The organism is Paenibacillus sp. FSL H7-0716 (assembly GCF_038002705.1).
GTDB lineage: Bacteria > Bacillota > Bacilli > Paenibacillales > Paenibacillaceae > Paenibacillus_AQ > Paenibacillus_AQ odorifer.
The window spans coordinates 24131-45888 of record NZ_JBBODA010000017.1 but is presented as its reverse complement, the minus strand read 5'-3'; the positions used below and the strand labels follow the sequence as shown (position 1 = coordinate 45888).

The window sequence follows — 21758 nt, the reverse complement described above, 5'->3', positions numbered from 1 at the left end:
ACTCTCTTTACAGTATCTTCTTCCTAATGATAACAGAAGGTCTGTCCTATCGGAAACAAACTATGTTTCGTTACCTACAACTAATTTGATCTCTATGGCTCCAAACAAATGTGGGAAGTTCGCTTTAATCTCATCTAACAATCTTCTCCACTGTACTGGAGGTAACGTGCTATGTCCGTTTTCCACCAATAATTTGATATGCCGTTTTAATGCCGGCCTGATTTGGGGGCTTTCATCAATTAGTTCTAACAATTGATAGACATTACTAATCTCGTTACAATCAAGATCGTTTCTCAATACCTGAATGATACGAGATTTAGTTTGTTCTCTATGAACTTCATTAGTTATGTGAATCTTTAGTTGTTGAAAATCAATTGATTGCCATTCGTCAATCAATTGCAACAGCTCAAATCCAACAAATTGTTTTTGAAACAATTGATTGATGTTTTCTGACATACTTAACATTAAATTTTGAACATGAACAAGCTCTTGAATCTTTATATTTTCTTTGGTAATCTGTCTCACCAACGTTCTTGGCGATAATGAAAGACAACTCTTTAATCTTGTTAGTTCGTCCACTAGGGATATTAATTCCTCTTTGTCCCGTTCTAAGTTTGACCATTTTGTGCTTCCATCCACAGTATTAATGCCTTCATTTAAATCCAAATCCATATCTATGCCACATTCAGAACTGAGAATTTTAACGTCTCTTTTTAATGCATAGAAGTTTTTTTCTAGTTGTTTTACTTCCTTGTGCAAGGACTCACTTTTAGCATATTGCTCAATCAGTCTATGAGATTTCAACTCTTTTTCTAATAAGGTGTATGAAACAAAATCGCCTTGTGTAAATTTCGTCTTTTGGTTAAAATTCTGAATTTGCATTCCTAGTTGAACAGATATGTCGATTCTAGAGTCTGATAAAAAGGAAATCATACTCATTCGATTTTGAATAGATTGTTTTATACTCCCATTTAGCAAATCATAATAGTTTTGTGATCTTTCTTTTAATTGGAGTAAAAATACATACAAAGAAACATTGCCGATCTGATAATGCTCAAGTTCTTTGACAGGGTTGAAATTCAAGATCCATTCTTTAAAATCTTCATCCGTCATTAAATCATTCGCTTCTGTTGGTTGGTATAAGTTATCCCTTAACATATACCAATCCTGAAAACACTGTTCAGCCAAATTCGATAATTCCTGATTTAATGGAGAATACTTAATGACATCTGAAGCCCAAAGAGATTCGCTGTAAATTTGCAATGCCTTAACCCAACATTTTAATCCAAAAGCAAACGTAGAGACCTTCATATCTAATATTTGTTCAAGCGTAATAAGCCATTTCAAATGGAGGTCTTCAGCTTGATAAACCCACATCGCAGTCTCATATTCATTTGATATTTTTTGGAAATCAGCCATTTTTTCTGGATATTTTAGTGATTGAAAATTTGCGATTTGAAGAGCAGCAAATCCTTTCTCAACAAAAATCCCCTCTTCTTTTTCATTCCCATTTAGCGTAATTGGGTATCTTGTTCTCCGATTAATATCGTTTCTCTGAATAGTTGATGTCGTGCGCGGCGTAAATGGACGAGACATATTCACGCTTTTAACCGAATCATGTATTAAAGAAGATACTCCTAATCTAATCGGTAGAAGAAGTTCCTCATTGACAGGACTGCCTTCAATCCAATCTCTTATCACCGCTCTATCAAATTGTTCACTTGTTTCGTTACTTTCAGTTTTTATTGTGGAATGTTCTTTAATCGAACTATGATCAATGCAATTCAAATAGACAACTGCCTCGTCCGTCCGTAAACCAAAATTCTTTAATAATTGCTTAGAAATAGTTACTTCATTAGCTTTTTCCGAAACATACCATTCTGCCAATGTTTTTATCAGTAAGTCACTTTGATCTGCAAACATTTCTCTTTTAATAAGGGGAACTATTCTCGATACATAATCTTTGTTACCCTTGAGAAAAAAGCGAATAATCTCTTTGCTATTTAAAATCATATAACGAAGCTTTCCTTTCCCTTGAGGTATAGCATCAAACGTTCTTTGTATCATGTGCTCGTTAAACGGAAGCAATTTTGTATTCCTATCTGGTGTTGCAGATTCTTGTTCAGATGTTGGTTGAAGTATTATTGAACAATTCTGATAATGTTGGCATTCGCTTGAACATGTATATCCTCGAACATTCTTCAACTGTTCGAGATAGTTAGTCATATATGGAATCACTTGTTTTCGATCTAAATTATAATACTCTCTACCCGATTCATCAGATAACCACAGCTTTTTTACTCGGTCATCAATAGTATCAAGGTTTTGGATTCTTTTTGTAAGATCAAAACCCTTGTCTGAATCCCGAATAGCACCAGGAGTGAGTCCGATGACAACATCCCAATTACCCTCTTCTAATGTAATAAGTTGGTCCAATAAATCAGAGGCATATATATTAACAGACTGAACAAGATCATCAATCAACAACAATGGACGCAAATCATTATTTTTCATCTGATTTGTTATTATCCGGAATAAAGATCCAATATCCCAATCTTCAAACAAGAATTGATCAAGTTTACGTGAAAGAATTTGCCTAAATGATAGATATTCTAAGGATATCTTGAGAGTTGTACTTGCTATCAATTCATCGAACTGCTCTCGATATAGAATTTCAAGTGGTTTTCTTATACGCCCTCGCTTGACTTGCTTTGTAAACTCAATGATATTCCGTTCAATGATAGGTCTTAATAATAACGCCGCCGGCACAATTTCCTCGTCTGATTCCATCGATTCTGCTAATGCTGCCCATACCATCTGATTGATTAATGTAATTGGCTTTTTTAATAAGATGTCCCACCGATTTTCATCAAGATCAACAGCTAGAGGTATGTTTAATACATCCAAACACTTTTTGATTAACACTTGAGGATTGAGTTCGCTTCGAGAAATACGAATAACTGGACGATCTGGGACTTCAAGAGCCCATCTATCTTTTAACCAACAGAGGAGTTCAGACTTACCTGAGCCAGTGGATCCAAATATCAAATATACTCGATTTCCATCAGAATCAACTTCCTTCAGTTCTCCAAACAGTTCTGATTCCGTAACTTCAGCAATTAGCTGGCTACCATGGTATCTGTGCATTACTTGAGGAAAATGCGTTTTCCGAAAATACTCTACTGAATAGTTATAACGTTCATCAGCAGTACCAACCAATAGCTTTAACGAGTCTTTATTGAGACATGGCATCATCGTAAACAGTCCTCCTTTCGATTGTTATCCAATTCAATTCATTTTGTGGCCCATAAGACTTGTAAGGCAAATCCTGCTTATAGCTCAACTGAATACGATTTTCATGGTGTAAAGCCATCAAACAAAATATTACTCCTCTGAATATCCTTCCTTCTGAAGTTACACATGGCAAAATCGGATGGATTATATTTTCGCAGAACGGGTGTAGTGCCCCCTCCCATTTCTCAATTCCAGAAACAATATCTTGCATCAATGTCTGTTGAGGGAGAGCGTAAAATCCCGAATACAGCCGTCTGCCCAAACCCCAACACTCCATCATTCGTTTCCATGCATTAATTTTTTCATGACCTACCAATGTCTTATTAAATTTACTATTTACTTGGTAGTGTATATTGGTAACAAACATTCTGTCCGGTTTAACAAATAGCTGCTCGAAAAGTGAAGCAAAAATATAATTCAGTGATTCATCTGATACAGGATCTTGTTTGAAAATTTTACTCAACCTAGAGAAAACTTCTTTATTTCTCCAAGCTTGATCATTTAGAACAAAATAATGTGCTTTATCTTTAAATATAAACTGTAAATCCTGCAGAACTGATAATGCACATTCAATTAGAGATGTAATATCTCCAGTTTCAAAGTACTGAAATTTTTGTTTTATTGAAACTAAATCTTGACCAGGATTTCTCCGTATCTCCTCATACACAGATTCTATTTCAGGCCCGTAACTCATTTGGAATAACACTTATATCTCTCCTTTTCTTGTCTTCATAAATAACTTTAAAAGTTTCTAACAAATGATAGTAATTGTGTATCGACCTTAACTTCATGAATTCGCGTGGATGAGAAATCAAGATATTATTAGGATTCTCTTTGCAAACTGGACACTCACAAGGAAGCGGACTACTTATTCTTGGACTCGTAGGTTTTGCTCGAGACTCTGAGAGAAAATACGTTCGAAATGGCTTACTGTAAAACACCTGAAAAAAAGCTGCTGCCATCGTTGGTCGCGTGGAATCGAAGGAACTCACCCCGATATCAGCCATTGCATGCATTTGCGTAATTCCTGTAACACCGAAAACATGCAAATTCGATGATCCCACTATATCCGCTGCATGCTTAATCATCTCAATTTGTTTTAAATGATGCTTAAACAATAATGAACCAATTCCAAATTTTTCATATCCCATTTTAGCTAGCTCATAAGCTGAATATTCAATACTTGCCTGATCAAAGCCTTGAATTACTCCCATTGGAAGTACAGAAGTGGAGAGACGATTCGTGTGAAATACATTCAAATATTCATATGCATTAAATAATGTTCTCTCCATTGCCATGTAGCGATCAGATAACGTCGACTTATTTAACATTGGCTCATCAAAATGAACCATTTGTACTGAAGTTTCCGGAGCGCAATCTTCTATAAATGCCATTTGATTATTGAAGATTTCTTTCAATGGTGGCCGACTTTTTTGTTTAACATAAAAGACTGATCCACAATCTAGTATTAGCTTTTGCGGCTTAGTTTTAAACCTTCTAATACCACCTTTATTATCTGGTAATGCGCTTATTAAAATAGGACAATCTGCAAAATAATCACAGAAAAAAGCGTCGCTATGAGACCAACCCATATAAAATTCCAAATGGTATCCCCTCCTTCTGATTGATGAAACTAATGATATCGATAAAGACTTCGCCAGCTTATCTTACGTGATCTTACGTGATAAACTGAGTTTAGCACATTTTTTTATTCCCAGCTACCTATTTTCTCAAAAAAAAAGAAGCCCTTAGGCTTCTCTTATCCATTCTCTCCAAATTGCATATATTAAATCACGATGAGAATTATTAAACTTAAATTTCCCATTATTAATACTTAGGACCGGATTATTACGGTCAAAAAATTTGCCTGACCAATCTTTGTTTAAATAGATTTTTAAAAGATCCGGGATTTCAATAACAGAATGTATCACGTTCCATTCCTCAATAAAATATCTTAAATAACAACTCCAAGCTATTGTTGAATCTGCAATTGATACTTTTCTAAATTTCTTTCGCTCAGCAACAGGAAGATATCCAAGTTCAGGAAAACATTTTATTAAAGAATGGACATATACTATTAGGTTTTCGGACAATTCAGGCCACATTTCTTGATCTATTTGATAATCTCCAAATTCTTCAATCATATCTCTGAGAGATTTTATTGTCATTAATTTCGTCGAGTTGCTACTAATCCTTTCGCCTTTTTCTATTAAACGGCCGAAAGGTTCAAAATTGATTAGCTGATTGAGAGTATAGTTTGGAAAGTATTCGTTCTTTTCATAAAACAATACAGGATATTCATCATTATTTCCACCAATAGGCACCTTATAGATTAATACCGGCTCTGAGACTTTAATTTCATTTTTTGAAGAGCCTATATATTTTTCGTAATTCACAATAATAATATCATCATTTACTCTATCAGCATGAACTATAGGCAAATTCCAAGACTTAACAACACCTAAAGAGAATACACCTAAATATGTATTGCTATCTTTTCTACTCAATTTATTTACTAATTCGAAAGTGAATAACACTATATAGCCTCCAACATAAATATGCCTTAGTGTACCACACTAAGGCATATCAGAGCACTATCTATTCCATTGTTTTTTATATTCCTGAATCTGGCTAAAATAGACATGAGTATTATGAAACCCTCTTCGTCTATTTCGATTATTCCCTCTAAATACAACAACATCAATACCAATTTCTCTACAGATATTACACTGACATTGTTCCCACGGACGTTCGGATAAGAGTTCCATATAGAGGTCTTCATGCATTTCGCGATTCTCGCCTAATATCTTATCATACTCAAGAATAGCATCAAGAGTCGAAGATAACTCACGTTTACCAGCGCCGAATTCTCTTAGTGCCGATAAAGCCTCTTGTTCAAGTCGTTTATATTCAGAGAATTCAATTTCATTATTAAGAGCCAGCATCTTTTTAACTCTTCCCGATGTTTCCTTGGCTTCAGGAATTCGAATTGCAGTATAGTGTTTACCACTTAAAGTATGATAGTTATGTCCTGTACCGAGCCACGCTCTTCTTAATGGTGAGGACGAATCAAACGAAGTTACGCCAAGTTTGTGAAAGGATTCCATTGTCTTAATATCCCGGGCTACACCAAATAAGTGCATTCGAAAAGTTGGTGATGGAATAATTGGCGCAATTTCTTTAAGAATTTCATAGATTTTTTCAGATTGTTCTCTGGCTAAACCACCAAGAGCGACATAGTCATAACCCAGTTCAATCAAATGCTCTACCGCTCTGCGGAATGAAGGTGGATCCCATCCTTGTACAATACCTATTGGATGAAACCGGTAGCCCATGGCATCCTTATTTTCTCTATACAGACGAATGAATTCCTCTGCCATCGTCAGAGTAAGATCGTATCTCTGATTGCGAATTGCTTCGTCTCTCTGGAAAGCCCCAATAACCAAATGGTCAATAGAAACACCATAATCAAAACCTAAGTTATGGTAATAATCAATTATCTCCTGAGTTGTGTATGGAGGTACTTCCTTATCAATGTAACTAAAGGCTCCACAATCGCCTAAAATAGGATACTCTCTTGGGAGTTTATAAAAATCATGCATTCCCATTTCTTTCATCAATGCGCTTTTTTGTTTTGTTGCATTATCTATATTCACTTTTGAAACAAGCAATCCATCGAATTGAGGTTGGTTAAAAATCTGATGAGCATAAACATCATTCTCTAATGGATTTCTATCTTTCTCAGAGAAATCCTTAAAAAAATCGTAGTTTGGATCGACTCGGTCATCGTTCTCTGGAAGAAAGAATTTCGGCTCTTCAATGCAATTAATAGCCACTAACTTATCCGGCACAGGGAACATTTCATTATAAAATCGCAACAAGCCACTTTTATTCGATGTCTCACTAAAAAGTTCAGGTTGTTTCGTAGATGAAAGCGACTCTAAAATAAGCTCTCTACTCTGCTCTGGATTATTTTTTATTATGTTCCAAGTAGAATCTATGTTACCTTCACTAATACGTTTCAATAAATGGGAGAAAAGGTATCCCTTAATTCCTATTAATCCAAACTTAAATTCTTTAGCTTCTCTTTCACCAATCGTTAATACATGATAGTTATTCCAATTCAATATTCTGGATCGACTGGATCCTCCAGCAAAAAATATCGCTCGTTGATCATTATTCACTAAATTTAATGGCCATTCTACTGCCTGTAAGTATTTATCACCTAGCAAGAAGAAAATGAGATCGTAATCTGCTACTTTTTCCTGAAGTTTCTGTGTAATTTCCAATTGGCGAGACCATTTTTTTATAGATTGTCCATCCATTGTATTGAATGTAACTTCATAAGGAACAATTCTTGCATCTTCATTCAAAAGGCCATATCCTGCAGAAATGATGCATAAATCAATTTCCCCACCATGCTGTCGATATTCAGTTATACCCTTCATCAGTGCAAGATGTTGACTTCCTGTATACATTTTATCTGCTCGTTCCTGATATGCAGCTAATTCACGTTCTCTCTTAACAAGCTTTTCAATATATTTAAAATCGTCTAATACAAGTTGGTTATCTGGTTTATGCAACTTCTCACCCGTACAAGAAGTGACTACAAGAATACGATTACTCAAAATATCCCCATCCTTCAATTGACATCAAAAAAGGACGTAAACGTCCTTTTTTAAAAAAATTAAATTACTTTAGGTACAAACTTCTTCACAATGATTGCTGCGATAAGTTGTATTACTACTTTGACAATAATTTGACCCACTACCGCAAGGAACACAGCATTCCAAGGAAGAATATTGGCCCCTAAAGGAGACAAGCCAACAATAACAAAAATTATACTATCTAGTATGCCCCCAACAATACCACTATATGCTACCCTTAAATGTAAAGGCAAGTTGAGTCTACTATAAATCTCCGTATCAGTAGTTTCTGAAACAGCGAACGTTATAATTGATGCAAAAACAATCCAAAGGGTATCTCCAAGTAAATACGAAGTCAGAGCAGATAGGAACATTGCAAGCAAAATAATCAAGTATGTGTTCCGTCTTCCTACATAATTCTGTACTAAATCCCTAAATATAAATGTCGCACCAATGATAAAAGTTCCGGCCGGAATAATAAAAGGACCAATAAAAAAGGGCGATAAGCCCGCCGTGACGACATTTGATGAAGTTATCGCCAACAAATAGATTAGAATCGTAAAGTATTTAATATTTATCACCTCTATATTTTCTTACCACCAAGTATACCATCAATGTTTCTTCCGAGCTACCCTCCACCGATTAATATTACTACAATTTTCGACATAATGCTCTTCCAATTTATCTCTAGAAGAGAGGAAAGTTTTGTAATTAAGTCGAATAATAAACAAGAGCATGTTATTTAGCCCTAAATTACTTTAAGGTGGTAGATCAATGAATAAATATGGGAAATCAGCAATTTATGCGACACAACTCATTCTTTCTGGCGAAGTTTTATTTGCAGATGAAGCATGGAATATTGCGACTACAGAGTTCTTCACAACCGACCCTAAAGCATGCCCTCGCAGTGCCTTTTTAGGATTGTGCGAGGCTGATTTAATAAAAGGCGTAAAGCAAAATCACATTAATAAACCCCTTAGAGACGATACCAATAAGAATCATGCAATTGAAGCAGTTGCTTTATTATCAGAAGATGAAACTTTTTCTTCATAATAAGTCTCTTAAATTGTGGCGAGAAATTACGAAGGGAAACCCTAAGTCTCACAATTATCAAATGGATGTTGTCTTGGCTTTATGGAATAACGACATGGTTAATACATTTGTTACTTCAAAATAATTATTCAGCATTAGAAAACATCTGAACTGTTCCAAAACGAGATAAAATACCTTCGAGTGAAGAGATGATTATTAATCATAACCAACATCTAACCTGGAGATATTCTATTTTTCTAGAGTATAAGTTATCAATTGATTAACCGGTGCTGGAAATTAGCTTTTTATTTAACCAAATAAAAAAAGAACATTTGTTTGCATTATATAATTCTAAACATTTTTTAGCAATAATAATTTCAACTTCATTAAGTCATAGCATACCGTTGACCCAATTTTATGTAAACGTCTATACTTGATACTGCAACTCCATATATTTGAATAATTCAAGTGCGTGATGTGACGGGAATATTAGTCTTATTAGTGGTACTTTGTTTCATCTTCTTATTATAGGGCTAGTAAATCCGCGACTTGTAGATTTTTTAGCCCCATAGGAAAAAGGATACGTTTCAGAGTTTTATTTTTATATGGGGTCAGCATTGTTATTTTATTGTATATCATTGGTGTAACTGCAGATCTTGTAACAAGAGAAATAGCTACTGAAACCAAATCAAACGTTAGTGAAGTAAAAGAAAACAGCGCAACGAGTAATTTAGATAAACAAGAGGAAATAGCAATAACTAACAAAAAAGAAAACAATGATAACGCTGCTGTCAAAACTAAAAATGAAAGTAATTTAGAGAAAAAAGATGTGACAACGGTAAATCGAAAAAAGATACCGAAGAAAAAGTAAATGCTAAAGCTAGCAGTACAAAATCAAACCCTACTCTGAAGCAAAGTATCAATGGGAATTGGAATAATATTCCTGATCCAGGATATCCAATTGAGGCATACACATCAACTGATTTCTATTTTAGCGATAAACAATTAATCATGACCGAAGACACTGGAGTATATCGTGTAATGCAATTAGATGTATTAAAGCAAGATAAGCAAAGTAACACACTTGTGATTAAACTAACCTCAGATGAAAACAGGCACGTAAAGTTAATTAATTTTAAAGATGCCACTCGTAAATTCTTCACTGAGATTATTGACTTCTCCAAGTTTGAATTTTTGACTGATGACGATTGGAGCAAGGAAACGATTGAGGAATTAGTTGATTTATTAGGAGATGAAGGATCAACTTTTGAACAGAATTGGATTTGGGTTGATGATCTTACAGCACCAAAAGAGTAAGGGCGATTTTATTCGTTGCTATCTTAGCAAAGCATCGCTAAATAAGTATATATTATATTCCTGATACCTATGCTTGATAGGTAGTCCTCGCGAGAGGCTAAACCAATGAAAGAGCCAGACACATTTAATCGTGTCCGGCTCTTTGTTTTCTACAAAATATTACTAGGAGGATATTTTATAAATCACCACTACAATGAGGAATTAAAGAAACTGATATCTGAATCCTTAAGAGAGCGGCCTGACAGATGACAGCTATCCTCTACAACATCTCAATACTAAAAACCATGTGTTTTCATAGAAGAATATATCAATAGGTCCTTTAAATACCGCCATTGTTGTACATCCTAGAGAATATTCAGGACTAAAATCAAACGCTGTAGTGCCTCTCTCATTTGCTCTCATAACCATTCGTGTGGAGACTCGACTCCATCTTTCGAAGACGTTGAATTAACAAAAAGACTAGTGAGAGTTGGCGAAATTATTGGTATAGAAGTGCTTGATCATATCATTATTTCCGGTAATAGTTTTGTGAGTCTCAAAGAACAGGGATTAATTTAAACAGTTTTGCCCGAGCAAATATCTTCAAGATGTAAAAACATTAACTCTAACATCTCTAACGCCATTTTCTGTTCTTGAATCGAGCGATTATTTAAGAGCTTATTTATCTTGTTCGCATAAAACTCATCACTCATTTCAATTGATTCATGAAGAAGATCGTCAATTGTAACCCCTAGTTGATTAGCAAGTCTAACAAGGGTATCAAGAGTTACAGATCGTTCAGCACGTTCTATCTGCCCTAAGTAAGCATGAGAAATATCTACCATTTCCGCAAGTTTCTCTTGAGTCATATTTAATCGTTGTCGCTCTTGGCGCAAACGAGCACCTAATAAAGTATTGTCCATTATTAACGCCTCCTTCTTAAGACTAGATAAAAAGGAAAAGTTAATTAATACACTGGTAGTTTCAAAAAATATGCTGTAAGCTTTATTTGAGGCTCGAATATGGAATTTGACTCTAAATACACCGATGTTTAGGAAGGAGGCTTACCATCAGACTTATTTATAAAGACAGAGGATCTTTAATGAGAAATGAATTCTAAAGAAAGAGGGTTTCAGTAATGAACAAATCAATTAAATATTGTATGACATTCGTTTCTTTAATTTTGATTATTGTCTTAATTGCTCCTAGTGTGAGCGCTCAAAGAAATTCAGAATTCATTTATGAGTACAACGGAAAAACTATAGGTAAAATAGCTAACCCAGAAAACGATTACGGAATCTATTATTTTCCGGTTGCTGAGATACTTAGTGCGATGGATTCAAACACTAAAGAAACTTATCTAGGCCGTATTGGAGCGTACGAGACATCCCAAATAACCTTTAGAGAATCATGCTATGAGTTTAAACTATCAAGCAAAGTTACTATATATGATAAGGAATGCAAAACTGTTAAGGGTAGTATTGATATTAGTCGGAAACAGCTTTTTCTAGATGACAACAAAGTATTTATGCCAGCATTTATTTTTGAAGATATTCTCGGCGAAGGTACAACAGTTAGCCTTTATACGGACCGAATTATCATTCGTACGAAAGAATATGCGGAGGATATTAAAAAGAACAATAAAGTTATCCTAATAAAAGTGAACGACCCCTGGATGTATGTTAATGAAGAAATTAAAAAGCTTGATCCCCAAGGAGGTAGTCTTCCTGTGATGCAGGATGGAAGGACTTTGCTGCCTATCGCCGCAATAATATCTGAATTTGGAGGGTCTACTGTATGGAATGCAAAAGAACAAAAAGCCTCTATTACACTTTTCAATAAGAAGGTTGACATATGGATTGGTAAAACAAAGGCGCTTGTAAACGGTGTAGAAAAAGCTCTTGATGTTGGTCCAAAAATCGTTGATTCAAGAGTAATGGTTCCTTTACGTTTTGTAAGTGAAAATTTAGGACTCCAAATAGGATGGGACAAAGCAAATCTAACAGCTGGAATTTATTATGGTGACTTCGACACTATTCCTAATTCATATACTAGTTACTTTAAATACAAAGAGCAGCAGAATACTACTGGAAAGACTGATCAAGCAGAGGTTACATACAATACTACTGACCCATTAGATAAGAAAGGGATTAGGATTAATATAGGAGATATAGTTTCTGCAGAGGGCATTTTTAGTGGATCTGTAAAAGATATTAACGGCACTAAAATTTTAGTATATTGGGACTCTAAAAGTATACTGGTTCCAAACGGGGATGAAGCGTTTTGGGGCTTAGTTACCGGAATTAAGTACAAAACAAATCAATGGTTAGAGGCTCGAACGGTCACTATTGAAAGCTCCGGCCACTAAATTTTATAACTAAGATGATGGCTAGATGTTTTCATTAGTTTATAAGACAATTATTATCAAATGCCAGCACTATAAAATTATGTGCTGGCATTATATTTATTTTAAATTTTAAATAAGCAGGGCAAAAAGTCAAGCCGTTCTGTTACAGGGATAGTTACAGGGTTGATTCCAAGATCATGTAACTTTTTTATATTTTTATCGAATTCTTTTCTGTCTTCGACAGATTCCTTCGCCTTCCAAATCCCTCTTTTATTACTAACTAATTCAAGTGTTTCTATCAAAGATTCTTTCAATCTTATTTGCATTTTTTTATTCTCGATGATCCCTTTAGCTTTTGATAAAGTGTAGTAATCCCCAAATCCAATGGTTTTTTTAAAGTATTTTATAAGTTCATTATCTGAAAGATCATCCTGTAGAAACTGAGAAAATCCTTGTTTGCTCAATTGATTTTTCTTCATAATTCTATACACTTTATTATAATAACACTGAACCTCAAAGCGAATTGTATAATTGGCCCTTTCATCTTCACAAGGCAAATTATTTTCTTTTAGTTGCTCACCTTTATCATAACATTGAATATTCAAAGTTATATGCGCCCTTGACTTGGTATTTGACTTGCTAGTTCTAAAAATATAAAAACTGTGTTCAGCCGGTTCATAACGCTTGCTTGATGGTCTATATTTTAAAAACAGTTGAAAACCATTAGGAATGTTGGCACGTTTAATCAATTTCATATACAGTTTGATATGTTCAGTATAAAAATTGATTGCAAAATCCACTCTCTTAAAACTATAGGTATCTAACTGATGTAATTTAAATTTGAATTGTCGATTACGCTTTTTACTTTCAAATTTCTCTTTTATCGGGACAAAAGCTATTTTAAAGGCATCATAAATGGATTTTGCCTGTTCCATATTAGCCAATTGAAGGTAGTCATTTACATCCAATAGCCTCATGGGATTCATTATAATCTCCAGTGCCTTATAACTAAAACCTTCCTCATATTCTAAGCTTCTTAGAATTAATTTAATTCCTGTCTCCTCCAGAAGCAAGTGACAATGATAAGTACCGTCCTTCTCACGGTAAAACTTTTTGTGCTTGATATTCGATAATTCTTGCAAGACTTTAAATAACGATGAGTAAAAATGATAATCTAGTTTACAAAACATATGAACTGTATGCTGCATAACAAAAACCTCCATTCATTGAATTAGGTTTTTGTTATGCGCATTTTTAAAAACAATACAACTCTAACTAGAATCAGAAAATCTCGTATATATCCCTAGTTAATTAATATATAAATATTAAAAGATAATATATACGTATAAGAGATCGTTCCCTCTCAGTCCCTCAGATATTTTCTATTCTCAAAAATATTGGACTTTAACTTATCCAATTTTCTTTTATTTCCCTTGTATTTTTCCTTCTCCTCATCTCTACGGTTATTACTCTCATAATCTTTAGAGTATTCATCAAGTAGTTCGTTAAAGCTTCTATTTTTATTAATTTCTATAATCTCCTCAATCAAAGCAGGAAACTTATTAGTAATAAATTGAATAGCGCGACTATTTAATCCTGTTACTGGTTTCGTCACTCGGTCATTCGATCTGTAAATTAGATTGGCTTCCCTCAATAACTTTCCAAGTTTTATATCACTTATGAATTCCGAGTTATCAGTTTGGACCAAAATATGTTTAACGACCATATCATACACAGGTTGCCATGCTAAACTTAACGTTCTATCAGATACATCTACGATCCCCAATACTTCACCTTCACCTTGATTCATATAAGGGATACCTTTGACAATTACAGTGATATCCCCCTGTACAATTAAGTCTTCAAGTGCATCTAGGAATATTTGAACGTCCGGATCAAATGGTGAAACTGCCTGCTGTTTCAGTAACTCAAAGAATACGTTTTTAGCCTTCTCGCCATAAACAGCATTTTCTTCAGGCGTTATATACCCCTTCTCCAAACCATATGCCAAGTAGAAATTAAATGAAACCGTCATATGAGCAAAATTGTCTTTTTGTCTACTATGTATATTCGACTCTGTTGAATAGTAATTTCGATGATATTCGAAATCTCTACGGTAACTTTCGAAGAAATGAGAATTCAACTTCTCACTCATCCACTTCAAATAACTAGCCATACTTGTAGACAAAAAGCTACCTTCTTTAGAGCTGTTAAATCTTTCTACCTTCAATGGATCATATGTTGAAGTTTGCTTTTTATCAAATAAATTATCCATTTGAACACGTACAACTCGTCCAGCGGATGATGCTATATCAACTTTACCCATGGTAATGAATTTCTCGCCAGTAAAAAGTACCATACCTTCAGGACGAACTGTAAAATATGATGTTACTTCCCTATCACCTATATCTCTAATCAGTTTTTCTATTTTTTCATTTGTTAAATCAGCAACCTTTTTTGTTTTCGAAGTACCGTAATCATCGAAGATTGAAACACAGTCTCTATTCATAATGTTCTTATTTAAGTCTTTCTTAAAATCATATACATGAACAAGCTTGAGACTCTCGAAGATCTGAGTAAACATTTTCGATAAGCTTGTTTTCCCCATTCCCGATCTCCCCTCGATCCACATACTGAATTTAGGAGCTAAATCATTTTGGATTAACGGCGATGTTATAACTGACACCAGTACTAGTGAAAAAAGGGCGTGTGTCAGCTTCGGATCACAGATATTCAGCATGTCCAGACTTCCCAAAAACGCTTCTTTTGATGTAATTCCATTGTTAAGCTTCAAAGTTGATTCCGTTTCTATTAACCTTATACTCTTATCTGTTTCACCGATTATTCCTCCACTATGTACATACACCCATTTCTCACCCACGTAATGCCATCCTGATCTTTTAACATCAAAAACATCCATCAATTCTTTACTTTGAGATCTAAGAATAAATTGCTTAAATAACTGATATCCCTTTGTTTCGCTCATATTAAACATACCTAGTGGTATCTGATTGCTCAACCAACTCTTGCTTGCTATATCCTTATTCAGCACTTCTATTTCAGGCAAAACCGTAGTCTTTTGACCATCAAATATCAGTCCCATAAAAAGATACGAATCTGTTTTCCCATCTACATTTTTGACAGTTCCCTTTGGAATAAGACTAAAGTTCGCTATCGCCTTCAACTTCTGGTTTTTGATAATGCAAAATTCTCCGTTTTCATTTAAGTCAAATTCATTATCGGAGTATTTGCTTTTGAATTCATTTATTAATTCTTGTACGGAAGATTCATCTAACTCTTTTCTCATATTAAAATCTCCTTTTCTATAAAAAAGTGATTTTGCGATGATTTTCAATAAAATTTCATCCTACTATCACATTTTAATATAAATTATTACAATAAAATCAACTTTTTTTAGAACACTCAACATTATCCAATATATGCACCGTATTCAAACAAAACTAAATTGCATTGAACTAAGTTGTATGTCGTTTATGAAATAACTGAATCGGATTATAGTGACACAGTTCCTATTTTGTCGCGTGAGTAATAAATAATTTATCATCTTACATTGAGATAATCGGATAATATTTACATCTGTAGATATGTTATCGTATACATTTCACTTCAATTACAGATGCACGAATCTTCTTTTGAAAATCCGTATTTTTACTATAACTTGATATGTTTTTGAAGTCCATGACACACTAACACTAACTAAGAAAGGCGCCAAATAACAACGCCAGGCATGAACAAATAACATAAGGTACGGGATAACGATCTCAGAACCGTACTCTCGAAACAGACAAATATATATTATTACCACGAACAGGAGGTGACTAGCTTGATGCTAAATGATTATCCAGAAGTTATTTTAGTTGAAGATCTTTTAGATATATTATTGATCGGCAGAAATACTGCGTATAGGTTACTAAAATCTGGTGAAATTAAATCTATTAAAATTGGACATACGTATAGAATTCCAATACTAAGTGTAAAAGAATATATTCTAAGCAAGGCTCAAATGGAATCTTCTAAATACATGTAATCAAATAGCAGTTTCACAGACAGGGGCAATAACTCTCCTGTCTTTTTCATTTTCCAAAAAAACTATTGGAGGTCGAGGCACATGAAAGGCAGCTTATGTAAACGCAATCAATACTGGTATATAATTGTCGAAACAAAGGACGAGTCCGGAAAGCGGAAGCAAAAATGGATTAATACCAAGTGCGAGAAAAAATCAGATGCTGAGAAGTTTTTGAGAGAAACGCTTACGAGGATAGACAACAACTGTTTCGTTCAGCCACAGCGAAAACTCAAATTTACTGAATTCATGTTAGATTGGCTTAATAACGTTATTAAAAGCGAGGTCGAGGAAACGACTTGGGAAGGTTATGAGATGATTGTAACAAAGCATATCATCCCCTACTTTAAGAGTAAGAATGATGTATTGCTACAAGAATTACAACCCATGCATCTGCAAAAATATTATGAAACAAAATATCAAGATGATCAAACGACAGGCAAAAAAGGATTATCGGCTAAAACATTACGAAGACACCACGCCAATATCAGGAGTGCATTGAAATTTGGAGTGCGAATGAACTTGATTCCGTTTAATCCCGCTGATCGAATCGTACTTCCAAAACAGGAGAAGTTCAATGCCAACTACTACACTGTCGAACAACTCGAAAAGCTATTTGAGGTTTGTTTGGGTACACCGATAGAATCAGCAGTATATCTCGCGGCTCATTATGGCCTTCGACGTTCTGAGGTACTTGGGTTGAAGTGGGATTGCATTAATTTCGAAGAAAAGACAATTTCGATTAAAGAGGTTCGCGTAAAGTACGGCAAAGAGGTCGTCGTAAAGAAACCTAAAAGCGAAAGCAGTCAGCGCATTCTACCTTTGATGGAAAAACTTGAAGATTACTTATTACATCTAAAGAAACAGCGGAAGAAAAACAAGTTGCTATATGGCAAAGATTACGTCGATAGTAGTCTTGTATGCTGCTGGCCTGATGGCAGTCCCATGAAGACTGAATATCTGAATCATAAATTCAAGGAAATACTCGCTAAGAATGAATTGCCGCATATCAGGTTCCATGATCTCAGGCATTCGACAGCCAGCTACTTGATTAAAAATGGCGTAAGCCTGAAAGAAATTCAGGTATGGCTGGGGCATTCGACTATCAGCATTACAGCCAATACCTATACGCACATCGACATGGAGACTAAAAAAGATACGGCACAAAAGATCAACGATCTATTTTCCAAAAAAGCAAAGGAAGCATCTCAATGAAGCACACAGCTTGGCGAGCATTAGATGATGCTACAATCAATTCCGCACTGCTGGACATAGCCAGAGTCACTGTAAAGCTTGCTTTGGAGTACAGCGACAAGAATACTTTACCTTGCCCTAAAGAAGTCATTAAAGCTGAAATCCTGCGACTGAGGATGGAACGTGACAGAATCCTCGAACGCAGAGTCTGAGCAAAAACTGCTCATCACGAAGTCAAGTCAGACATCATTCCGAGCGTATCGGAAACCTCGAATCTACACGAAAAAGAAGCGGCGTTAGCAAAATGTTAGCAAAACCGTTTAAAAACAAATAAGGGTTCCAGCTCTAATGAGCTGAAACCCTTATTCTTCTAGTGCCGAGGACGGGGGTCGAACCCGTACGGTACTCACGTACCGCAGGATTTTAAGTCCTGTGCGTCTGCCTGTTCCGCCACCCCGGCATATTATGTGTTGAAGCTTCATACGTTGTTCACATATAACGCGACAAGAAATATAATATCATGAATATCGATAACGCGCAATCCTTTTTCGAAAAAAATTATTCACAATAAAAATAACCCGTTCAGCCAGAACCGACACGGGTTATTATTGACGTGGATTATCTGCGCTCGTCACTTCTGCTTCTCATTCCGGCAAGACCCAAAAGTCCAAGCAGACCGAGCCAGCCCCAGTTAGATCCTTTGTTAGTTGCAGCATTCGTTGTTGTACTAGTTGCACGGTATTTGCCGGTCTGTGTGGTGTTGGTTGCCGGGTTGACAGTGCTGTTGGTTCTGTAGTTGTTCCGGGTGTCATTGTAGTTATTGGTGTTGTAGTTGTTAGGTCTGTAATTATCATCGATGCGGATCTTATCTTTCATAATGCTCTCATGCTGATTCAGCGTTCCGGTTGTGCCGTTCATTAGATTGCCTTCCGTGTTCATCATCCGAGTGTGTTCCGCAGTACCATCCATCCCGGTATTCGCGGCTGGGATACCGCCCAACGCTGCTGATCCCACGGCATTTGATGCATAGCTAGCTCCCATTAGACTCATTGATAATACAGTACCGCATGCAAGGCTTGTTATCAGCTTGTTCACAGTGTTATGCCTCCCTTTAAGGTTAGTTATCACTGATAATTTCCCCTTGGACGGCACTGTCTATGCATGATGGTTTTACTCTTTTACTACATTAACTGTCTTGGTCACAGCATCATAAGTAACCTTTGCTCCAAGTGCCTCAGCCAGCGCACGTATGGGCACATAGGTTATTCCGGTATCGAGAACGCCATCGGTAAGCTTACGGCCGTTTAGGTTAATGGTCACTGTAACGTCTTTGTTCACCTGATCATCCCCTCCGGTAATCTTTTTTAAAGCCTCTTTGGCTTGGTCCGTCGTTGGACGTTTACCTGCCCGAAGTTGATCTATACTTAAACCGAAAGTCATCTGCAGATGTGAATAGTCTTTAAAAGAAGTCCAGTCTCCGCCCCATTCTAAACCAAGCCGTTTAGCCTCCTGTACAACCTCTTGCCAATCCGCTGTCTTATCCTTATCACCATCACGATTGATATCCCAAGAAAGGCTAGTGCCATTCGGCAGCAAAAGCGCAAAATCAAACGCAAGACCATAATTATGATAGCTGGTACCGCCTTTAGCGTTGGTAACTATCGGCCCCGGCTTGCTTCTACCCTGCGCATACAAAGCATTTTGCTCAGCAATGGTCCGTAGACCCTGAGTAATAACGATAGGGACTCCTCTCGCATGGCTTTGCTGAATCAAAACATTCGCACCTGCCGCCAAGACAGGATGAAGCCCGACCAGACGCGCCGCGGATTTTTCCCTCAATTGCTCCAAAGTCAGCATAGAATCACCCCTTTGGTATATTCAATGATCCCTTTGCCCTATTTGCCTGTACCCCTGTCCCTCTTAGGATGATTTCCACAAAAAAGGACAAAATATTTAACGAAAGGTGGGAGACATATGGATATCCATAGCGATAGCTATAAAGTGGCAGCCCTTAGTGAACAGGAAGAAGCACTGGAAATTATTCGGAATGCTGAAGCTTCCATTGCACATCTGACCGGTAACCCTACAGTTACCTTAATCGCTTATGAGAAAAGCGAAGGCAGCGGTTCTCAGCATTAAACGATGTAGACCTCGACAATATCATCCACATCGATCCACTTCCATTCCTCCGCCCACTGCAGCTTAAACTCACGCGAGTGGGTGTGAATGGAAGTCACAAAACCACTTAGCATCGTATTTTCAAAAGGGTCAAAAAGAACAACTGTCACTCGTACATGACTCCGCAACGACAAAGCCAGTGTACATTCGATCTCCTCCAACTTCTGCTCATCCAGAATAGGCTTGATGCGGCGCAGCGTTTCCCGTTCATCTCTTATAATTCTTATCTTATGCTCCGGCAGCATCATGCGGCTGCTTTCCCACAGCCCGTTTTTCTCCAGCTTTTTGCCCATGGTAACCCCTCCTTAATTATATATCTATTCCTCTGAACACGAACGTATGTTTGTATTATATCCGCATCTTCGCATATTAATCAATAATCAGGAAAAAGATACCTTTTTCGGAATCTCTATTTTATCTAGAAGATGTATAATAATGTATATCTATTCAAGCTAAAATTCGCAGCAAAAAGACGCTGACAGATAAACTGCACAGCGCCTGATTTGATTTATTCTTGAACAACATCTCCAGATACCGAGGTAGCTTCACCTTCGGAATCTATAAGTCCAGTTGCTTCTCTTGCCTCATTAAGCTTGGAGATACCGAACAACATCGCTATATCAGCCTTTTGATTCAATTCATTAAATTGCTCAGCCGTAACATTTGCGGAATCTGCGCCCTGAGAAGCCTCTTTTTTTAAAGAATAAGCACTTTCAAAGGAAATTTTAGACTCTTCAAGCAACTTACGAATGTCTTCAGGCAAGCTGGAGGAAATTTTTACTTTCTCGGCTTGATTCGATAAATCAGTTGCGGTACTCTGGAATTGCTTAATTTTCTTCTCCAACTGCTTGTCCGTGAGTTCTCCTGCTGAATAACCCGCAATGGCTTCATTGAACTCCGCTAAAGAAGATTTTCCCGACTCTTCAAGTTTAGACATTTCATTGTAGAAGTTTTGCACGGTCTCCTGCACTTCTTCCTTCGTGGCAGGTGCCGATGAAGTTGAATTATTGCTGCAGGCGCTAAGGATGACAGTCATCATCAGCATTCCTATTAGTAAAGCTTTTTTCATTATTTATCCCTCCACTTAACAGGATAATGTCGGTTTGTGTAAAGCGCAAATGAAATATATGTAAAATGACTGTTATGTTATAATTATTTTAATTGTGATCAGGAAAGGAGAGTATTTATGCCTTATTGCACCACCTGTGGAGCGGAATACAAGCAGGGCGCTAAATTTTGTGGAGAATGTGGAACCAGCCTTGACGGTACCGCTCCAGTAACCGCTCATCGACCCGCAGTAGATAATCATGTCATTCAAGAAGTCGTGCTCTGGAAAGGCAAACCTGCCGGCATCTCGGATCGACTCAAAGGAATCGTAGGACTTAACACAACTTCATATACCATTACAAGTCAGCGTATTATGGTAAAGACCGGACTTATCGGTAAAAATGTTGAAGAAATCGAATTACTGCGCGTACGCGATTTATCCGTAAAACAGTCTATCATGGACCGGATGCTTGGCATTGGGTCATTAACTGTATTTTCTGATGATGCCTCAGCGCCTCAGCTTCTTTTTCGAAAAATCCATGATGCCCAAACCGTCAAAGATGTTCTGCGCAAAGCCGTTCGTGACGAGAAGATCGCCAACAACATTAGCTACCGCGAGCAAATTTAAGATGTTCATACG

General features: G+C 36.3%; 23 protein-coding genes, 1 tRNA gene and 1 pseudogene. 11 read left to right on the top strand and 14 right to left on the bottom strand.

Going from position 1 to position 21758, the window contains the following annotated elements:
• Window positions 1-60: 60 nt before the first annotated feature.
• From MHH60_RS20390 to MHH60_RS20365, 6 genes are all read right to left on the bottom strand, one after another.
• Complete coding sequence (locus tag MHH60_RS20390; RefSeq protein WP_076136693.1) at window positions 61-3255, bottom strand: hypothetical protein; 3195 nt, start codon at window positions 3253-3255, stop codon at window positions 61-63.
• Window positions 3236-4000, bottom strand: a complete 765-nt coding sequence (locus MHH60_RS20385; protein ID WP_076136691.1) for a hypothetical protein — start codon at window positions 3998-4000, stop codon at window positions 3236-3238. Before MHH60_RS20385 ends, MHH60_RS20390 begins: the two co-directional genes overlap by 20 nt.
• The gene (locus MHH60_RS20380) at window positions 3972-4898 is read right to left on the bottom strand and encodes a queuine tRNA-ribosyltransferase (protein WP_076136690.1); all 927 of its coding nucleotides are present in this window, start codon (window positions 4896-4898) and stop codon (window positions 3972-3974) included. The genes MHH60_RS20385 and MHH60_RS20380 overlap by 29 nt, the downstream gene beginning before the upstream one ends.
• 144 nt (window positions 4899-5042) lie before the next feature.
• A complete protein-coding gene (locus MHH60_RS20375) occupies window positions 5043-5831 on the bottom strand; it encodes a hypothetical protein (protein WP_076136688.1) in 789 nt (262 codons plus the stop codon).
• Window positions 5832-5888: 57 nt separating this feature from the next.
• The gene (gene dpdA, locus MHH60_RS20370; RefSeq protein WP_076136687.1) at window positions 5889-7922 is read right to left on the bottom strand and encodes a tRNA-guanine transglycosylase DpdA; all 2034 of its coding nucleotides are present in this window, start codon (window positions 7920-7922) and stop codon (window positions 5889-5891) included.
• Window positions 7923-7981: 59 nt separating this feature from the next.
• Entirely contained in the window at window positions 7982-8485 is a 504-nt protein-coding gene (locus MHH60_RS20365; protein WP_081389067.1) for a VUT family protein, read from the bottom strand.
• Between the two features lie 229 nt (window positions 8486-8714).
• Here MHH60_RS20365 and MHH60_RS20360 point away from each other — a divergent pair, with 229 nt between their 5' ends.
• The 5 genes and pseudogenes from MHH60_RS20360 to MHH60_RS20345 form a co-directional block, all read left to right on the top strand.
• Window positions 8715-8993 (top strand): DUF6979 family protein, encoded by a 279-nt coding sequence (locus MHH60_RS20360; RefSeq protein WP_076136685.1) that lies wholly within the window; start codon window positions 8715-8717, stop codon window positions 8991-8993.
• Window positions 8941-9117 carry a DUF6979 family protein gene (locus tag MHH60_RS33330; RefSeq protein ID WP_440941445.1) on the top strand — a complete coding sequence of 59 codons (177 nt, stop codon included), beginning with the start codon at window positions 8941-8943 and terminating at the stop codon, window positions 9115-9117. The genes MHH60_RS20360 and MHH60_RS33330 overlap by 53 nt, the downstream gene beginning before the upstream one ends.
• 483 nt (window positions 9118-9600) lie before the next feature.
• Window positions 9601-9843, top strand: coding sequence for a hypothetical protein (locus tag MHH60_RS20355; protein ID WP_076136683.1), 243 nt, complete (start codon window positions 9601-9603; stop codon window positions 9841-9843).
• Window positions 9844-10013: 170 nt separating this feature from the next.
• On the top strand, window positions 10014-10289 hold the full coding sequence (locus tag MHH60_RS20350; RefSeq protein ID WP_076136681.1) for a hypothetical protein: 276 nt from the start codon (window positions 10014-10016) through the stop codon (window positions 10287-10289).
• A gap of 268 nt (window positions 10290-10557) precedes the next feature.
• Window positions 10558-10847, top strand: a pseudogene (locus MHH60_RS20345) (JAB domain-containing protein); the annotation flags it as partial.
• On the opposite strand, the gene MHH60_RS20340 reads toward MHH60_RS20345, so the two are convergent.
• Window positions 10844-11191, bottom strand: coding sequence for a helix-turn-helix domain-containing protein (locus MHH60_RS20340; RefSeq protein ID WP_076136680.1), 348 nt, complete (start codon window positions 11189-11191; stop codon window positions 10844-10846). The pseudogene MHH60_RS20345 and the gene MHH60_RS20340 sit on opposite strands and share 4 nt — an antisense overlap.
• Before the next feature lie 215 nt (window positions 11192-11406).
• On the opposite strand from MHH60_RS20340, the gene MHH60_RS20335 reads away from it, so the two are divergent.
• Window positions 11407-12636 (top strand): stalk domain-containing protein, encoded by a 1230-nt coding sequence (locus MHH60_RS20335; protein ID WP_076136678.1) that lies wholly within the window; start codon window positions 11407-11409, stop codon window positions 12634-12636.
• 101 nt (window positions 12637-12737) lie between these two features.
• Here the strand turns inward: MHH60_RS20335 and MHH60_RS20330 are convergent, their stop codons facing one another.
• Both MHH60_RS20330 and MHH60_RS20325 read right to left on the bottom strand, forming a co-directional pair.
• Window positions 12738-13823, bottom strand: coding sequence for a hypothetical protein (locus tag MHH60_RS20330; protein ID WP_076136677.1), 1086 nt, complete (start codon window positions 13821-13823; stop codon window positions 12738-12740).
• 155 nt (window positions 13824-13978) lie between these two features.
• Window positions 13979-15922 (bottom strand): hypothetical protein, encoded by a 1944-nt coding sequence (locus MHH60_RS20325; RefSeq protein ID WP_076136675.1) that lies wholly within the window; start codon window positions 15920-15922, stop codon window positions 13979-13981.
• Window positions 15923-16462: 540 nt separating this feature from the next.
• Between MHH60_RS20325 and MHH60_RS20320 the strand changes: the two genes are divergently transcribed.
• The 3 genes from MHH60_RS20320 (at window position 16463) to MHH60_RS20310 (ending at window position 18105) form a co-directional block, all read left to right on the top strand.
• Complete coding sequence (locus tag MHH60_RS20320) at window positions 16463-16663, top strand: helix-turn-helix domain-containing protein (RefSeq protein ID WP_076136673.1); 201 nt, start codon at window positions 16463-16465, stop codon at window positions 16661-16663.
• 81 nt (window positions 16664-16744) lie between these two features.
• Window positions 16745-17914 carry a site-specific integrase gene (locus tag MHH60_RS20315; protein WP_076136671.1) on the top strand — a complete coding sequence of 390 codons (1170 nt, stop codon included), beginning with the start codon at window positions 16745-16747 and terminating at the stop codon, window positions 17912-17914.
• On the top strand, window positions 17911-18105 hold the full coding sequence (locus MHH60_RS20310) for a hypothetical protein (RefSeq protein ID WP_076136669.1): 195 nt from the start codon (window positions 17911-17913) through the stop codon (window positions 18103-18105). Before MHH60_RS20315 ends, MHH60_RS20310 begins: the two co-directional genes overlap by 4 nt.
• A 162-nt stretch (window positions 18106-18267) precedes the next feature.
• Here the strand turns inward: MHH60_RS20310 and MHH60_RS20305 are convergent.
• The 3 genes from MHH60_RS20305 to MHH60_RS20295 form a co-directional block, all read right to left on the bottom strand.
• Window positions 18268-18353 (bottom strand) — tRNA-Leu (locus MHH60_RS20305).
• A gap of 158 nt (window positions 18354-18511) precedes the next feature.
• Window positions 18512-18988 (bottom strand): WGxxGxxG-CTERM domain-containing protein, encoded by a 477-nt coding sequence (locus MHH60_RS20300; RefSeq protein ID WP_076136668.1) that lies wholly within the window; start codon window positions 18986-18988, stop codon window positions 18512-18514.
• Window positions 18989-19063: 75 nt separating this feature from the next.
• On the bottom strand, window positions 19064-19750 hold the full coding sequence (locus MHH60_RS20295; RefSeq protein ID WP_076136666.1) for a M15 family metallopeptidase: 687 nt from the start codon (window positions 19748-19750) through the stop codon (window positions 19064-19066).
• 117 nt (window positions 19751-19867) lie between these two features.
• On the opposite strand from MHH60_RS20295, the gene MHH60_RS20290 reads away from it, so the two are divergent.
• Complete coding sequence (locus MHH60_RS20290) at window positions 19868-20032, top strand: hypothetical protein (RefSeq protein ID WP_172628852.1); 165 nt, start codon at window positions 19868-19870, stop codon at window positions 20030-20032.
• On the opposite strand, the gene MHH60_RS20285 is transcribed toward MHH60_RS20290, so the two are convergent.
• On the bottom strand, window positions 20029-20364 hold the full coding sequence (locus MHH60_RS20285; protein ID WP_076128863.1) for a YolD-like family protein: 336 nt from the start codon (window positions 20362-20364) through the stop codon (window positions 20029-20031). The genes MHH60_RS20290 and MHH60_RS20285 overlap by 4 nt on opposite strands.
• 215 nt (window positions 20365-20579) lie before the next feature.
• Window positions 20580-21140: a hypothetical protein gene (locus tag MHH60_RS20280; RefSeq protein ID WP_076136664.1), complete on the bottom strand. Its 561-nt coding sequence runs from the start codon at window positions 21138-21140 to the stop codon at window positions 20580-20582.
• Between the two features lie 117 nt (window positions 21141-21257).
• On the opposite strand from MHH60_RS20280, the gene MHH60_RS20275 reads away from it, so the two are divergent.
• On the top strand, window positions 21258-21746 hold the full coding sequence (locus MHH60_RS20275; RefSeq protein WP_076128858.1) for a PH domain-containing protein: 489 nt from the start codon (window positions 21258-21260) through the stop codon (window positions 21744-21746).
• Window positions 21747-21758 lie beyond the last annotated feature (12 nt).

Excerpts from the sequence above, each read along its gene's own strand:
- MHH60_RS20335 (WP_076136678.1), top strand. The coding sequence starts at position 11,407 with ATGAACAAATCAATTAAATATTGTATGACATTCGTTTCTTTAATTTTG.
- MHH60_RS20315 (WP_076136671.1), top strand. The coding sequence starts at position 16,745 with ATGAAAGGCAGCTTATGTAAACGCAATCAATACTGGTATATAATTGTC.
- MHH60_RS33330 (WP_440941445.1), top strand. The coding sequence starts at position 8,941 with ATGCAATTGAAGCAGTTGCTTTATTATCAGAAGATGAAACTTTTTCTT.
- MHH60_RS20325 (WP_076136675.1), bottom strand. The coding sequence starts at position 15,922 with ATGAGAAAAGAGTTAGATGAATCTTCCGTACAAGAATTAATAAATGAA.
- MHH60_RS20295 (WP_076136666.1), bottom strand. The coding sequence starts at position 19,750 with ATGCTGACTTTGGAGCAATTGAGGGAAAAATCCGCGGCGCGTCTGGTC.
- MHH60_RS20285 (WP_076128863.1), bottom strand. The coding sequence starts at position 20,364 with ATGGGCAAAAAGCTGGAGAAAAACGGGCTGTGGGAAAGCAGCCGCATG.
- MHH60_RS20350 (WP_076136681.1), top strand. The coding sequence starts at position 10,014 with ATGCAATTAGATGTATTAAAGCAAGATAAGCAAAGTAACACACTTGTG.
- MHH60_RS20310 (WP_076136669.1), top strand. The coding sequence starts at position 17,911 with ATGAAGCACACAGCTTGGCGAGCATTAGATGATGCTACAATCAATTCC.
- MHH60_RS20330 (WP_076136677.1), bottom strand. The coding sequence starts at position 13,823 with ATGCAGCATACAGTTCATATGTTTTGTAAACTAGATTATCATTTTTAC.
- MHH60_RS20320 (WP_076136673.1), top strand. The coding sequence starts at position 16,463 with ATGCTAAATGATTATCCAGAAGTTATTTTAGTTGAAGATCTTTTAGAT.
- MHH60_RS20275 (WP_076128858.1), top strand. The coding sequence starts at position 21,258 with ATGCCTTATTGCACCACCTGTGGAGCGGAATACAAGCAGGGCGCTAAA.
- MHH60_RS20280 (WP_076136664.1), bottom strand. The coding sequence starts at position 21,140 with ATGAAAAAAGCTTTACTAATAGGAATGCTGATGATGACTGTCATCCTT.
- MHH60_RS20290 (WP_172628852.1), top strand. The coding sequence starts at position 19,868 with ATGGATATCCATAGCGATAGCTATAAAGTGGCAGCCCTTAGTGAACAG.
- MHH60_RS20360 (WP_076136685.1), top strand. The coding sequence starts at position 8,715 with ATGAATAAATATGGGAAATCAGCAATTTATGCGACACAACTCATTCTT.
- MHH60_RS20390 (WP_076136693.1), bottom strand. The coding sequence starts at position 3,255 with ATGATGCCATGTCTCAATAAAGACTCGTTAAAGCTATTGGTTGGTACT.
- MHH60_RS20340 (WP_076136680.1), bottom strand. The coding sequence starts at position 11,191 with ATGGACAATACTTTATTAGGTGCTCGTTTGCGCCAAGAGCGACAACGA.